The sequence below is a fragment of the Lentzea atacamensis genome, from assembly GCF_003269295.1.
Classification (GTDB): domain Bacteria; phylum Actinomycetota; class Actinomycetes; order Mycobacteriales; family Pseudonocardiaceae; genus Lentzea; species Lentzea atacamensis.
The window spans coordinates 512,190-526,075 of record NZ_QLTT01000002.1; the positions used below are offsets into that span (position 1 = coordinate 512,190).

Below are 13,886 nucleotides of genomic sequence, written 5' to 3' on the forward strand. Positions count from 1 at the left end.
CGTCCGCCCTTGCCTCGTGCCGTGTATCCGTTAGTCGCAGACGGATGCGGGAGAGTTACAGCTGGCAGACGGCATCCGTGGCGCACGCCCGGCTACCGTGTAGACGGTGGAGGCCAATGTAGTTCGGTGGGCGGCGGAGCTGGCCGAGGGCGCACTCGCTGTGCAGCTGCCGCAGCGGTGGCTGCATGTCAAAGGCGTGCGCGGCCGGGCTAGCCTAGCTGCCCCGCTCTTCGGGCAAGCGGAGGCAGATCTGCTGCTTGCAGCTGCCATCTTGCACGACATCGGCTACGCACCGTCTGTGAAGGTGACCGGATTTCATGCGTTGGACGGAGCCAGATACCTGGCGGCACAGCGCGCACCGGAACGGCTGTGTGCCCTGGTCGCACACCACTCTTGTGCCTATCGGGAAGCAGAGCTCCGCGGGTTGTCTGGAGAACTTGCCGAGTGGAGAGACGAGGAGACGCCTCTACGAGACGCTCTCTGGTGGGCGGACATGACGACGACACCGGATGGCAGTCGAACCAATGTGCACGACCGGATCGAGGAGATCCAAGGCCGCTATGGGCCGGAGGACCTCGTTACCTTCTTCACTCGGCAAGCCAAGCCTGAGTTGATCGCTGCCGTCGAGCGCACAGAAGTCCGTCTCCGGTCGGCGGGGCTCAGTTAAACCGCAAAGTAGGGCGTCGATCGGTCCTCGAACCCGTGCCCGACTCGGAGCCGAATCGATGGGTGGATATTCAGGGTGTCGAGGTCTTCCCGGTTGACCCAATGGACTTCGCTCGACTCGTTGCTCGTCCGCAGCTTGCCGCCGATCGGTCGCGCCCGGAAACAGATGGAGAACTGCTGCCGCACCTCGCCATCGGTGTAGGCGATGATGTGCTTGGGGTCGGAATAGACGCCGACGATGTCGATGGGCTCGACGTCGATTCCGGTCTCTTCTTTGACCTCGCGGACGACGGTCTGGCCGATGGTCTCGCCGACGTCCTGTGCTCCGCCGGGGATCGAGTAGAGGTCGTTGTCAGTGCGCCGGATCATCAGCAGTCGGCCGTGCTCGTCTTGCACGAACGCGCTCACCGCGACGACGATGTTGGTCGCCTTCGGGGCGTTCGGATCGTGGTAGTAGTCGGTGCGGGCCACAGTGCGGCTCCTCAGAACGTCGCGCGCTTGGCGGAAGCCCAGACGGTCTCCAGGCTCTCGGAGTAGGTCTCGAACAAGTCCCCGGCCGACAACCGACGCAGGTGCAGCGCGGGCGCATGGGCACCGGGGAACCCGTAGACGTGGGTGTTGACGATCATCTCGTCGTCGAAGCGGAAGACCGAGTTGTAGAGCGTGGTCTTGTGCAGGCGGATCTCGATGTTGGGCACGTCGACCAGCGGCCGGACGAACGCCAGGGCGTTGCGGATGCGTGCGGCTACGGTGCCCTTGCCTAGCTGCTCTTCCTCGGACCGCCGGGACGCCTCGCGGCCGGCCGGGTCTCCGAACAGAAGGCGGACCTTCGCCCCGTTCTCGGCCTTCGCGCGCAGTTCCTTCGCGAACATCGGCCGCTCGACGATGAACAGCGCCGCGAGCGACAGGCACTCGATGTGCTCGGTGGCGTCGCTGAGCAGCCGGTCCCACAGCTCCGCGGGGATGTTGTTGCGGTGCGGGTAGACCTTGACGACCTCGGACTCGGCGATCTCGGCCTTGCGTTCCGCGGCTACCGCGTCGGGCCAGAGGTAGTGCTCGGTCTCGCGGACCATCGAGGCGATGGCGTTGCGGTGGCGCGGGTAGGGGATGCGGCCCTTAGTGATCCAGCGTTCGACGGTCTTCGGGTCGACACCGGTCGCGCGGGCCACGTGGTCGAGGCTCAAGCCGTTGCGTAGCAGGGCTTCGCGTAGGCGGTCGTTGGCCATTGGGCCTCCCGAGGGATGACTAGGGACGTCTTCAACCTAACAGAGACGTCCTGAGATGTCCTGCTATGCGGTGCTTGCGTCCTCGCATTTCGCCGAAAGTCGTAGGTGTCGAGAACGGCTGACAGCAGGTCAGGCGGCACAGACGACAGGAGCAAGACGATGGCGATCACAGGTGGGAGCAGGCTCCCGGCGGGTCACGACTTCGTGTTCCCGAGGGGCGCGCTCGTGATGGGCGTCGAGCCGGTGCTGAAGTTCCAGAGCGCTGAGGAACGGGCGAAGGGGCTGCCGCCGGAACAGGAGAAGGACAAGGAGACCGGCCTCCTGGTGTGGTCGGTCCTGGTGATTGACCAGGCGGCCGAGCGCAAGACGGACGCGGTCGTCACGGTCAAGATCTCCGCGCCTCACCAGCCGGTCCCGCCGGAGGCGATTCCCGGCACCGATGTGCGGCCGGTGGTCTTCGAGGGACTGACGGTCACTCCATGGATCGATGACAAGGGCTGCCGTGGAGTGCACGCGGGCGAGCGTCACCGGTGCCGCGCGAAGCTCGGATACAGCCTGCGCGCGTCGGGCATGAAGCCGGTCGGTGCTAAGCCAGCCGCCAAGGCCGCGTGATGCCGGACATGGTGCGGGTCCACGTGACCGCCGATCTCCCGATGCGTCCCCTCGCAATGCCGTTCGCCGACCGGGTCGAAGTGCGGTTCGGCAAGGCCTTCCCGGCCGTGCTCGTGATCGACCGCGACGCGGTGCCGCGACTCCAGGAAGTCCTGGCGGAGGGATGGAAGGCGCTTCAGGCCTCGGCGGCGCGGCAGGAAGGCGGAGAGTGATGGGGTTCAACGCCACCTGCACGCCTGGGCGTGACGCTGCTGCCGCGATGGTTCGAGTTACGCCGCAGGTTCCCGCGCTGGTGATCTACCTGGACCCGGTCAACATCGCGATCCAACTCCCGCCCTTCCCCGGCGGGTCCGACGTACTGATGCGGTTCTGCCGGGAGCTGTCGCGCGAGGCATCCAAGCTGGCCGATCACCTCGGCAGCCAGGAAGGGCGTCACGCGCTCGCGGAGGGAGAACAGGATGCCCGCGGCTGAGGTCGTGCACTGGGGCATGGCTGACCAGGTCACGACGCTGAGCGAAGCGCACGACGTGCTGAGCAAGCTCCTGCCCAATCCAAGGTCCAAACCGCAGGTGCTGAAGGACTACTACCTGCGCTCTGCGGAGGTGTACGCGCGGGTCGCCGAGATCGATCGGGCTCACCACCACGAAGCCCTCTACTGGGCCAACCGTGAGCGCGAGAAGGGCGAGGCGATCAAGACTCGCAAGCGCTAGATCAGTCCTGTTTGGATAGAGCGCGTGACTCTGCGGGGTCACGCGGCGATGCCGCACGCCTTGTTGCGGCGTAACGAGAACCTGAGACGCAGGAGCGGAAACCGGCTACCAACCTCGCCGCTCCTGCGTTGCTCACCCAACTGGGAGTGAACAACGATGAGCGTAGAGCCTGAGCGCAGTCGTGCGCTAGACGGGACTACCAAGCAACTGCTGTGGGATCGGATGATCTCCGGCAAGCAAACCATCTCCACTTACGTCGTGGTTCTCGACGGGGGCACCGTGGAGACGCTGGAACTCACCGCCGCGCAGGCCGAGGGCTTCGAGTGCCTGACCTGTAAGGCGCAGTGCTCGAACGGTGCTGGAGCTTTCCAGCCTGTTGGACGCATTCCGAGCGTTGGCAGTGTCTTTCAGTGCATCGCGTGCTTGGGCGGTGCGCGATGAAGGGCAACCGGTGGATCGACCCCGCGCCCTTCGAGGGCGCACGTCCGCAGTTTCCTTGGTGGGTATGGCTTCCTGGCTGGGTCAAGGTCGTGCTCGCGCCGTTTGCGCTGCTGTGGCTGGCTGTCCGCCTGGTGGTGAAGCTCGCGGTTCTCGCCGTGCGTTACCCGCTGACGGTCATGCTCGGCCTCGGTGGCTATGCCGGCTACCGGCAGTTCGGGCTGTCTCCGCTGGTCTTGGCCTTGCTGTCGCTCGTGTGTGCGCTGACCGTCTGGTACGGCCTCGATCGGGACTCGTTCCTGCGGCACGGCTGGTATCGGCTGCTGACGGAGTGGCGTCGGCCCACGGTCTACGTGCCGCAGTGGCGCACGGTGATGCGGCTGGCGGAGCTGACCAAGGACAACCGGGGACGGGAGTACCGGCCGAAGCTGCGTCGCGTCCGGTCTGAGGGCTGGCGGGACAAGGTCCGGGTGCGGATGATCCCGGCGCAGTCGCCGGAGCAGTGGGAAGCGCGGCGGGACAACCTGGCGCACTCGTTCAACGCCCGATCCTGCCGGGTGCGGGTGCTCAAGCCGCGCGTGCTCGAACTCGACTTCATCCACTCCGACCCGCTGTCGCGGCCGGTTGTTGTGCCATCGCTCGCCGACGTCGGAGAGGTCGACCTCAAGCGCGTGATCGTCGGGCGTACCGAGACCGGTAAGCCCTGGCGGCTGAAGCTGCTCGGCTCTCAGGTCCTCGTGGTCGGCGTGCCTGGTGCGGGCAAGGGCTCGGTGTTGTGGTCGATCGTGTGGCAGCTCGCCCCGGCGATCAAGGCTGGGCTCGTCCGGCTCGTCGGCATCGATCCCAAGGGCGGTATGGAGCTGGGCCAGTGCCCGGACGCATTCGAGAAGGTCATCTATGACAACGGGCCAGAAGCTGTTGCCCTGCTTGAAGAAATCGTCGCTGAGGTCAAGGAACGCGCGGCTCGTTACAGGGGCATTCGGCGGCTCTGGGCGCGGAGCACGGGGGAACCGTTCACGGTGCTGATCGTGGATGAGCTGGCGGACCTGATCGCCTATCAGCCAGACCGGAACCTCCGCGAACGCGCCACGCGTGCCGTGCAAACGATCACCTCGCAGGGACGTGCACCCGGCTACGCCGTCGTGGGCCTGGTCCAGGACCCGCGCAAGGAGGTCGTGAGCTTCCGGCACCTGTTCACCACGCGGGTGGCACTGCGCCTGGACGAGCCGGTGCAGGTGGACATGGTCCTGGGCGACGGCGTTCGGCAACGCGGCGCGGCGGCTCATGAGATCAGCGAGAACACGCCCGGTGTTGCCTGGCTCAAGGAGGACGGACAGCGCGAACCGGAGCGTGCGAGGGCCTTCCACGTCACGGATGCGGACCTGGTTGAGCTGGGCGTTTACCTCGCCCCGGCCACGGTGCACGAGTTCCCCGAAAGGACTGAAGGGAGTGCGGCGGCGTGACCGAGTACCTGACTCGCTCGGAGCGGATGAAGCAGCCGGCCGCGCTCGACGTCGCTCGCGCTGTCGCCGAAGAACACGGCGTGTGCGTCCGGCCGCTGGCCAAAGAACGAATCGACCTCGACACCGGACGCGTGGACATCGTGCCCGTGCCGTGCGGCTCGACTGTCGCGAGTGTGTGCCCGACCTGCGCCGAGAAGAACCGGCGTCTGCGGATGGCGCAGTGCCGCGAGGGATGGCACCTCACCGAGGAACCCGACTTCACGCCGGACATGCCGACGAACGATCAGCGGGAGCTGACCGCGTACCGGGCTGACCTGGTCAAGGCCTACCGCCTGGCCCTCGATGAGGGTGACGAGGTCGGCGCGGAAGAGGTGCGGGACGAGGTCGCGGAGGTCGACGCCGAACTTCGGCAACTCGGAGTCCGCGGTTCGCTTCCCTCCTTGGAAGCTCCGCTCAAGGCGGCACGGAAGAGGTCGACCAGGCGGCGGCAGGACGCGCCGAACCTGCCTCGGCGGCCGGTCAGCAAGCGCACGGTCGGCAAGGTGTTCGGGGGCAAATACCAGCCCTCGACGTTCCTCACGCTGACGCTCGACACCTACGGCAAGGTGCGCAGCGACGGCACTCCGGTTGATCCGGCGACATACAACTACCGGCGGGCTGCTCGAGATGCGGTGCACTTCGCGGCGCTCCTGGACCGGTTCGTGCAGAACCTCCGGCGCTGCGTGGGCTGGGACGTCCAGTACTTCTCGACGGTCGAGCCGCAGCGCCGGTTGGCTCCGCACTGGCACGCAGCCGTCCGGGGCAGCATCTCCCGCGCTGAGCTGCGGGCGGTCGCTGAGGCCACGTACCACCAGGTCTGGTGGCCTGAGCATGACGAGATCAAGTACAGCGGTGACAACCTGCCGGTGTGGGATGTCCGGGCCAACGGGTTCGTCGACCCGCAGACGCGAAGGGCCTTGCCTACCTGGGACGAAGCGTTGGACCAGGTCGAGCGTCCGGCTCACGTGGCGCGGTTCGGGGTGCAGGTGCACTCCAAGGGCATCCTCGGCGGGACGGAGGAAGCCGGCCGTCACATCGGCTACCTGACGAAGTACCTCACGAAGAGCATCGATGAGTGCTTCGAGGCACGGACCGCCCGGCAGGAAGACCACGCCGAACGGCTGTGCGCTGAGCTCGCGGTGACTCCCTGTTCGCCGCAGTGTGCGGTGTGGCTGCTCTACGGCGTCCAGCCTCGCGGGGCTCGGTTGTCGACAGTGCCGGGCAAGTGCAAGGGGAAGGCGCACAAGCGAACCACGCTCGGCGTTGCTGGGCGGCGGGTGCTCGTGTCGCGGAAGTGGTCGGGGAAGTCGCTCGCGGACCACAAGCACGACCGGAGGACGTTCGTTCGGCAACTGCTCGCGGACGTCGGGATCAAACCGGACGAGGAACCAAAGCGGCTGGTCTGGAACAACCTCCAGCCCGGTGATCCCAGCGTGCCGCCAAGGGCTCATCTGCTTCTGAGCGCTGTCGCAGAGCGCCGCAGGTGGAAGGCCGAATACACAGCTGCGCTGCTCGCGTCTGCCGGACCTCCGGGGAGTTCGGTAACTCCGCAAGCTGCGTGATCTAGGGGGAGAACAACCATGGAGACACACCAGTTCGAGCCGTTGTGGACAGTCGGCGATGTTGCGGCCTTCTTGAACGTCCCGGTCCACACGGTCTACGGGTGGCGAACGAAGAACTACGGTCCGCCTGCTCGGAGGGTTGGCAAGCACCTGCGGTACCTGCCTTCGGAAGTCCGCGGCTGGTTCGAGCATCTGCATGAAGGGGTGGCGTGATGCCTCGCCCACCGCTTGATATCGGCACTTACGGCTCGATTCGTTGCTATCAAACGGCTTCTGGCTGGCGTGCCACGACGAAGTTTCGCGACTACGACGGCAAGACGCGGCCGGTGGAGCGACGTGGCAAGACCAAGGCGGTAGCCGAGAGGAACCTCAAGAAGGCTCTGACCGAGCGCAAGGGGCCTCGCGGCGACTCGCTCACGCCAGATAGCCGGTTCAACGAAGCGCTGGCGCTCTGGCTCGCGAAGTTCCAAAAGATGGTCGACATGGGCAAGCGGTCGCCGTCCAGCCTCGACACCTACCGCAGCGTCCTGGACCGCCATGTGGTGAAGGGCCTTGGCGAGCTGCGGATACGTGAGATGACGGTCGCCAGGATCGATGCGTTCCTCACAAGGCGCTGGACACGAACCCCGTGCGAGACACCGACCCGTTGGAGAGCGGGCGGAAGAAGAGTCCGCGGGCGCTCACGCTGGAAGAACGGCTCCTGTGGCTGGAGATGCTGGAGTCGGACGAGCAGGCCGTGAAGCGGGACCTTCCTGACCTGTCGCGCTTCATGATGGCCACGGGCGTCCGGATCGGTGAGGCGCTGGCCGTCTACTGGGAGGACGTCGACTTCGAAGCCGGCACGGTCGCCGTGAACTACACGGTGATCCGGGCCAAGGGTGTCGGGCTCATCCGGAAGTCCACGAAGACCGAGGCGGGAGAGCGCACGCTTCCGCTGCCCAACTGGGCGCTGGACATGTTGAAGCGGCGACACGCCACGACCAGCTTCCCGAACGGGCCGATCTTCCCGAATGCCCTCGGCGGCCTGCGCGACCCGTCGAACACGCGGAGGGACCTCCGGAAAGCGAGGGGCGGGGAAGAGTTCGCCTGGGTGACTTCGCACGTTTTCCGAAAGACGGCGGCGACCATCCTCGATGAGGCAGGGCTCACGCCGCGTCTGGTCGCGGACCAGCTCGGGCACGCTCGGCCGTCCATGACGCAGGACGTCTACTTCGCCCGGAAGGCGATCGACAAGAGGGCGGCGGAGGCCTTGGAAGACGTCCTGAAGAGGCCTGACCAGGACGAACCCGACGAGGATGCAGATTGAAAGTCAGGGCGAAAAGTGCGGCAATGGTGTGGCAGGCCCCGTGAAGTACGAAACCCCCAGGCCTGTGACCTGGGGGTTTGGTGGGCCGCCAGGGACTCGAACCCTGAACCCGAAGATTAAAAGACCGAAGTTCACTCCATCGGAGCACGCCTACCAGCTACTTTGAGGCTCCGCAGGTGTCCTGGACAGGCACCAGGTGCCCCTCACGACCTCGGTTACAGGACAAACGGCAGGACAAGATCCACTCGGTCTGACCTGCACCTCGTCCCTCAGTGTACGGGGCCTGCCGGCAGCGCCGACGGGCGTGTGTGGGCGCCGCCACAGCCCTAGACGGACCACCCTGCTGAACTCGGATGCGGGGGTCGGTAGGCTGTGCCCCAAGGGCTGCTAGCTCAATTGGCAGAGCAGGTGACTTTTAATCATCGGGTTCAGGGTTCGAGTCCCTGGCGGCCCACTTAGCAGGCGGAGAAGCCTGACCTTCGCATGACGGTCGCGAAGGTTCGCCTGAATACTCCGTTTGGGGCGAACTCTGCGCAAGAGCCTGTGTGCTGCGCTTAGATGGTGCGATGTCGCTCGAAGCCGCACTTATCCAGCTCGGCACCGTCGCAGTTCGGACGGCAGCCAAGCTTTGGCTAGGTGATCAGAAAGTCGCCGCAGAAGTGACCGCAAGTGCGGTCGACGTTGCGTCCGCACGGCTAACGAAGCATCGAGACAAGCGCAAGTTCAGTCGGCTCATGGATGACTTTGCTGAAGCGATCGCTGAGCGTCTGGAACCGCTGGTCGAAGTAGAGTTTCGGAGCCTCCCTGATAACGAAAAGCTTGCTGCGATCGAAGCAGTACGTGCAACCTTTGAGGAAGCTCCTATAGTCGACAGTGATCTGTTTGCTGCAGACTTGGATGCCGGTCACCTAGATCGAGCAATTCGCAAACGCGCTAGCAATCAAGTCGGCCTCCTTTCGAGCGACGGGACCAGCTTCTACAATTTGCTCCTGAGGGAGAGTTGCGGGTATGTAATTGAGATATCCCGCGGCCTACCACAGTTTTCCTCTAGTGCGCTGACGGAGCTTTTGCGTCGTGACCGTGAGATAATAGATGGAATTCGGGAAGTTCTGTCCCGCCTTCCGCAAAGGGATCGATCCTTTGGGTTTGATTACGACTATCGCCAGTTGGTTGCTCGCAAGCTAGACAATATCGAAATGTTCGGGGTGACACTGACGGATGCGAGCCGAAGGTACCCCCTCACAGTCGCGTACATCAGCCTGACTGCTTCCCGCAGTGATGTAGACGAGGGATCGAATCCAAGTACCCGAATCGAAGAACTGCTCGTAAGTAATAAACGTCTTTTCATTCGTGGTGAAGCGGGTCTCGGCAAGACGACCTTGCTCTATTGGATCGCAGTTCGCAGTGCCCTACGAGACTTCCCCGAAGTGCTCGCCCAATGGAATGAGACTATTCCGTTTCTCATCCCTCTTAGGCGGTATGTCGACAAAGACTTTCCGGCGCCCGAACGTTTTCTCGACGAAGTTGGCAGGCACATTGCTGATGAGATGCCTAAGGGGTGGGTTCAAGGACTGTTGCGAAGCGGCAGGGCGGTCGTGCTAGTTGATGGTGTAGACGAGCTTCCCTCTGCCAGGAGACTCGAAGTACGAAATTGGCTGAAGGATATTGTTGAGCAGTTTCCCGCAGCGCGATTCATCGTCACCTCTCGTCCAGGTGCTGCGGCACCTGAGTGGCTAAGTGACCAAGAGTTTAATGTCCTCGACCTCGAGCCGATGGCAGTTCGAGATGTGCGAGTATTTATCGAGCGTTGGCACGATGCGATGCGCTCCTTGAGTGTGGATGAAGAGTATAAATCTGAGATCGAAGCGTATAAAGACGGGCTCCTGGACAAGCTAGAAACGAACAGTCATCTGAGAAGGCTGGCTGGCTACCCGCTGCTATGCGCTCTTATTTGCGCGCTGCATAAGGATCGTCGAGCGGTCTTGCCTGAAAATCGGATCGAGCTATACGACGTCGCGATGCAAATGATGCTTGAACGGCGAGACCTGGAGCGGCAAATTTCCGGGCTCGAAGGATTCAGTAGGACGGCTAAGACGCTTCTCTTGGGGCATCTCGCATATTGGCTTATCCGTAACGGTCGCAGCGACATTGAGACTGAGCGAGCCATAGAGCAGTTGAGGCGGCAACTCGTCTTGATGCCGCAGGTCAAGCACAATGCAGGTGACGTATATCGAAACCTTCTCGAAAGATCCGGTCTTCTCAGGGAACCGGTTCACGGAAGAGTTGACTTCATTCATCGCACCTTCCAGGAATACCTCTGCGCGCGCAGTGCTGTTCTGGATTCTGACGATGTCGGAACCTTGGTAGCCAATGCGCATGTTGATCAATGGCATGAAGTCGTTGTTATGGCTGTAGGACACGCGTCCAGTCAGCAGAGAGAGGAACTACTTTCTGGACTTCTGGAGCGAGCCGATTCGGAACCCGAAAAGCACGACACCCTTGTGCTGCTGGCTTTGGCATCTTTGGAAACTGCGCCGACGTTGAGTGCGGAACTGCGGTCCACGATCCACAAACGAGCGGCCGCACTTCTTCCGCCTAAGACGCTAACGGCCGCTAAATCATTTGCATCCGCTGGTGCTTTCGTGCTCGATCTGTTGGCAAGATCTCGCCCTGAGACGGCTAAGGAAACCGTTAATACTATCCGAGCAATTGTTGAGACGGGGTCTGACGAAGCAATTCCTCTGCTTAAGCGCTTCATTCGCGATGCCCGTAAGAGCGTGCAGGACGAATTGTTTCGCTCCTGGAGAAGGTTCGATGAAGAAATCTACGCCCAGGCGATCATCTCGGAAATGACGCCCACGTGGATGTATATCGACGATCCTGTTAAAGTGGTGGCACTGGAGAGGATGCAGAAAGTTCGCAGCCTTACCTTGTCTCTTGACCCCAGGGTTAGATTTCCAATGGGGCTTCTTCCTCCGCTTGTCGAGGAGCTTTCACTCTGGCTACTCGGTAACACCCACTCTTTGGTGCTTGACGCTAGTGAGTTTACTGGTCTGAAAAGCCTGAAGGCTTTGGAGTTCTTCGGTTTTGTTGAGGTTGCAAACTTTAACTCTCTTCGGTTGCTTCCAAATCTGAAGTCTATTGGCGTGGCGCGAGGAGTGAAGGCGGATGACCTTGCCAAGATTGAGCCGAACTGGGCGCTAAGTTCCTTGCGTCTTGAGGCGGCAGAAGATCTGCGGAGTGTAGATCAGCTGTTCTTTCTTGATAAGCCAGAGTCGATCGCGTTGAAGCGCTGTGCTTCATTGGAGAATGTTTCAGGTCTGGCGCGTTGGGCTGAATCCCTGGAGGCATTGTCCCTTACGTTTGCAAGCGGGTTGGACCTGACTCCTCTAGGGAGTCTTTCAAATTTGAGGGTGTTGACCATTGATGGGGATCCGCTGGAGAGTATCGAGTTCTTTCGTGGACTAACCTCGTTGCGGCATGTCCTCATTAATGCTAGCAGTAATGCGCTTCGACCCAAAATCGCAGACATGCTACCTAACGTCAAGATTGCTCTACTCGGGGGCTTTCCTGAAATGGTCGTTGAGCCGGATGTGTAGGCAGTGCATGTCTCGGTCTCGTATGCTGTTTGCGTGACGGAGCATCCGGAGGAATTGAAGTGGAAAGTCCATGGTTCGAGGGTCGTTTATGACAATCGTTGGGTAAAGGTTGACCTTGTTGACGTGGAGCCGCCAGACGGGAGCCGGTTCGAGCACCACGTCGTGAGACTTGACCACGTGGCGGTGGCGCTCCTCGTGAACGACAACGAGGAAGTGCTGACGCTCTGGCGCTACAGGTTCGCAGTGGACCAGTGGGGCTATGAGCTGATTGGCGGCCTGGTGGAGGAAGGCGAGGAGCCAGCGGCCACGGCCGCACGCGAAGCGGAAGAAGAGACCGGCTGGCGTCCGATCGGCGAGCCTGAGCACATCGGCACCTTCCAGCCCCTGCCCGGCATCATCGACGCACCCGTAGACGCGTACGTGTGGAGGACTGCAGAGAAGGTGGGAGAGCCCACAGACGCGGAGGAAGCCGCTCGGATCGAGTGGATTCCGGTCAGCCGCGTTCTCGAACTGGTGCAACGCGGCGAAGTCCTTGGCTCCGGCGCGATCATTCCGCTGCTGTACTACTTGGCTTCACGCAATGTCGCGACCACCCCTGGGGACAGGTAGCTCCAGGTTCGCGAGCCGCTGCCGCTGGCGATCAGAGCCGATGCGCGTTGCGAGTTGCCGTGCCTTGCGCGCGTACTCAAGCGCTCCTCGGCCGTCGCCGGCGGCGGCGTACGCGAATGCGAGATCGACGTACGTGTTCGTCAGACCACGTACCGCTGACCGCTCTGGCCGGACGAGGTCCGCAACGGCGGCTTCAAGCTGCGTGATCGCGTCCGGATCTCCAAGCCGGAGAAGAGCGTTGCCGCGCCATCGCACGAGTTGGCCATCGTTGAGGAGAAGGAACGGCATCTCGGGATCAACCGGATTCGCTGGCAGCAAAGAGCTTGCGTCATCGAAGGCGCGGAGCGAGGCGTCACGGTGGCCAGCAGCCGCAAGGCCTTCGCCGTGCGCGGCGGCGAGCCAGCTCTGCAACAGCGACGGCGCCCGGTTCTCCGCCACGTAGCGCGCGTACTCCAGCAGTTCGACCGCTGCGGCCGGCTCTCCGATGTCGAGCAGGATGACGGCCTGCTGTGCGGTGGCGTGTGCGAGCAATTGCGGCGAATCCGCTTCTCTCGCAGAGACTTTCGCGTCCTCGTGGTACTGCCACGCTTGGAGCTGCGAGCCTCGATCGAGTGCCGTCCACCCGGCAAGCGTTCGTGCGTCGGTGAGGATCGCGGCAAGGCGCTCGCGATGCTTGGAGCTGACGCTGAACACCCGTACGTCTTCGATCTGGCGGACGAGGTTGTTCAATTGGTCGAGGACGACCTGCGCGCCGAAGTGGCGGTCTGAGCTGCGTAGGTCGTTCACCTGGCGTTGGAACAGATCAAGCATCGCCGTGTCGATGTTGCGCGCCACGACAAGGCGATCACGCAGCTCCTCGGCAGACTGGCTCGTCACCTCGGGTGGGAAGCCGAGTTCCTCGTTTGAACGGCCGTAGACCTCACGGAACAGTCGCTGGTAGCCGGGCTCCGTGACTTCGACGTGGCCGTTCTCCCAGCGCGAGATCATGATGCCCAGCGCTGATGGAGACGCCACCGCAACGCCTATCTGAGGGCCACGCTTCAGGAAGTACCTGGCTACGTGGTCCTGCGTGTGTCCCAGCTCTTCGCGAACCGCCTGCAACCGCGTTCGCGGCGGTTCGCCGCGTTTTCTTCTCGTCACGTTCCCCCGTTCCTAACGGCCGTGACCTGCGAACTTAACTCCTCCTAACAGCCCGCTTGCTAACTGCGGGCAATTATCTTCACCCTCCCTAAACGGTCTGCTGTTCCCATGACAGCGACACCGAATCCGATTAGCGAATTCCGGCTAGTCCTTTTGACGGCTCCCATCGTCAATGCGACTTGCCAGCGTTCCGACTTGGGCGCGAAGTCCCCGGAGTTCGCGAATGATCGTCTGCAACAGCGGAACCACTGGGTCGAAGGTCTCGGCAGGGGGACCGATCTCAGGCGGTCGCTTCCCTTGCAGCACAGCCGACAGGTGCTCCGGGTGCCAGTCGAGCGCGATCGACAGCGCTTCGAGGGTGCGTGGACTCCGCCGGCGCTGAATCCGGTCCTGCTGAATCTCGCGAACGATCGCGAGGGACACGCCGGATCTCTCGGCGATTTCCTTTTGCTTCAGAGTCAGCTCGTTCGCGCGGGCATTGATTGCCTCCGCGACCGCCGACCAATCCTCCGTCAC

Annotated in this window: 16 protein-coding genes and 1 tRNA gene; 13 read left to right on the plus strand and 4 right to left on the minus strand. The window is 62.8% G+C overall.

The window, feature by feature from the left end:
* Positions 1 to 106: 106 nt before the first annotated feature.
* A complete protein-coding gene (locus tag C8D87_RS11265; RefSeq protein WP_112226612.1) occupies positions 107 to 667 on the plus strand; it encodes an HD domain-containing protein in 561 nt (186 codons plus the stop codon).
* On the opposite strand, the gene C8D87_RS11270 is transcribed toward C8D87_RS11265, so the two are convergent.
* Together C8D87_RS11270 and C8D87_RS11275 are read right to left on the minus strand one after the other, a co-directional pair.
* On the minus strand, positions 664 to 1,137 hold the full coding sequence (locus C8D87_RS11270; RefSeq protein WP_112226613.1) for an NUDIX hydrolase: 474 nt from the start codon (positions 1,135 to 1,137) through the stop codon (positions 664 to 666). The two genes, C8D87_RS11265 and C8D87_RS11270, sit on opposite strands and share 4 nt — an antisense overlap.
* An 11-nt stretch (positions 1,138 to 1,148) precedes the next feature.
* Positions 1,149 to 1,892 carry a DUF5919 domain-containing protein gene (locus C8D87_RS11275; protein ID WP_112226614.1) on the minus strand — a complete coding sequence of 248 codons (744 nt, stop codon included), beginning with the start codon at positions 1,890 to 1,892 and terminating at the stop codon, positions 1,149 to 1,151.
* 159 nt (positions 1,893 to 2,051) lie between these two features.
* Between C8D87_RS11275 and C8D87_RS11280 the strand changes: the two genes are divergently transcribed.
* The 12 genes from C8D87_RS11280 (at position 2,052) to C8D87_RS11335 (ending at position 12,230) form a co-directional block, all read left to right on the plus strand.
* Positions 2,052 to 2,504 (plus strand): hypothetical protein, encoded by a 453-nt coding sequence (locus C8D87_RS11280; RefSeq protein WP_112226615.1) that lies wholly within the window; start codon positions 2,052 to 2,054, stop codon positions 2,502 to 2,504.
* Positions 2,504 to 2,716 carry a hypothetical protein gene (locus C8D87_RS11285; RefSeq protein WP_112227034.1) on the plus strand — a complete coding sequence of 71 codons (213 nt, stop codon included), beginning with the start codon at positions 2,504 to 2,506 and terminating at the stop codon, positions 2,714 to 2,716. Before C8D87_RS11280 ends, C8D87_RS11285 begins: the two co-directional genes overlap by 1 nt.
* Positions 2,716 to 2,976 (plus strand): hypothetical protein, encoded by a 261-nt coding sequence (locus C8D87_RS11290; protein WP_146771677.1) that lies wholly within the window; start codon positions 2,716 to 2,718, stop codon positions 2,974 to 2,976. The genes C8D87_RS11285 and C8D87_RS11290 overlap by 1 nt, the downstream gene beginning before the upstream one ends.
* A complete protein-coding gene (locus tag C8D87_RS11295; RefSeq protein ID WP_233442031.1) occupies positions 2,963 to 3,214 on the plus strand; it encodes an AMED_5909 family protein in 252 nt (83 codons plus the stop codon). Before C8D87_RS11290 ends, C8D87_RS11295 begins: the two co-directional genes overlap by 14 nt.
* A gap of 222 nt (positions 3,215 to 3,436) precedes the next feature.
* Positions 3,437 to 3,655 carry a hypothetical protein gene (locus C8D87_RS11300; protein WP_146771678.1) on the plus strand — a complete coding sequence of 73 codons (219 nt, stop codon included), beginning with the start codon at positions 3,437 to 3,439 and terminating at the stop codon, positions 3,653 to 3,655.
* 89 nt (positions 3,656 to 3,744) lie between these two features.
* The gene (locus tag C8D87_RS11305) at positions 3,745 to 5,115 is read left to right on the plus strand and encodes an FtsK/SpoIIIE domain-containing protein (protein WP_325049652.1); all 1,371 of its coding nucleotides are present in this window, start codon (positions 3,745 to 3,747) and stop codon (positions 5,113 to 5,115) included.
* 26 nt (positions 5,116 to 5,141) lie between these two features.
* Positions 5,142 to 6,716, plus strand: coding sequence for a replication initiator (locus C8D87_RS11310; protein WP_112227036.1), 1,575 nt, complete (start codon positions 5,142 to 5,144; stop codon positions 6,714 to 6,716).
* Positions 6,717 to 6,734: 18 nt separating this feature from the next.
* Positions 6,735 to 6,929: a helix-turn-helix domain-containing protein gene (locus tag C8D87_RS11315; RefSeq protein ID WP_112226619.1), complete on the plus strand. Its 195-nt coding sequence runs from the start codon at positions 6,735 to 6,737 to the stop codon at positions 6,927 to 6,929.
* Between the two features lie 415 nt (positions 6,930 to 7,344).
* Positions 7,345 to 8,022, plus strand: coding sequence for a site-specific integrase (locus C8D87_RS48860; protein ID WP_325049653.1), 678 nt, complete (start codon positions 7,345 to 7,347; stop codon positions 8,020 to 8,022).
* A gap of 381 nt (positions 8,023 to 8,403) precedes the next feature.
* Positions 8,404 to 8,476: transfer RNA gene (locus tag C8D87_RS11325), tRNA-Lys, on the plus strand.
* 91 nt (positions 8,477 to 8,567) lie between these two features.
* Positions 8,568 to 11,621 carry an NACHT domain-containing protein gene (locus tag C8D87_RS11330; RefSeq protein WP_146771679.1) on the plus strand — a complete coding sequence of 1,018 codons (3,054 nt, stop codon included), beginning with the start codon at positions 8,568 to 8,570 and terminating at the stop codon, positions 11,619 to 11,621.
* Positions 11,622 to 11,654: 33 nt separating this feature from the next.
* On the plus strand, positions 11,655 to 12,230 hold the full coding sequence (locus C8D87_RS11335) for an NUDIX domain-containing protein (RefSeq protein WP_215732286.1): 576 nt from the start codon (positions 11,655 to 11,657) through the stop codon (positions 12,228 to 12,230).
* On the opposite strand, the gene C8D87_RS11340 is transcribed toward C8D87_RS11335, so the two are convergent.
* The gene (locus C8D87_RS11340) at positions 12,195 to 13,217 is read right to left on the minus strand and encodes a tetratricopeptide repeat protein (protein ID WP_233442032.1); all 1,023 of its coding nucleotides are present in this window, start codon (positions 13,215 to 13,217) and stop codon (positions 12,195 to 12,197) included. The genes C8D87_RS11335 and C8D87_RS11340 overlap by 36 nt on opposite strands.
* Before the next feature lie 297 nt (positions 13,218 to 13,514).
* A complete protein-coding gene (locus tag C8D87_RS11345; RefSeq protein WP_112226622.1) occupies positions 13,515 to 13,886 on the minus strand; it encodes a hypothetical protein in 372 nt (123 codons plus the stop codon).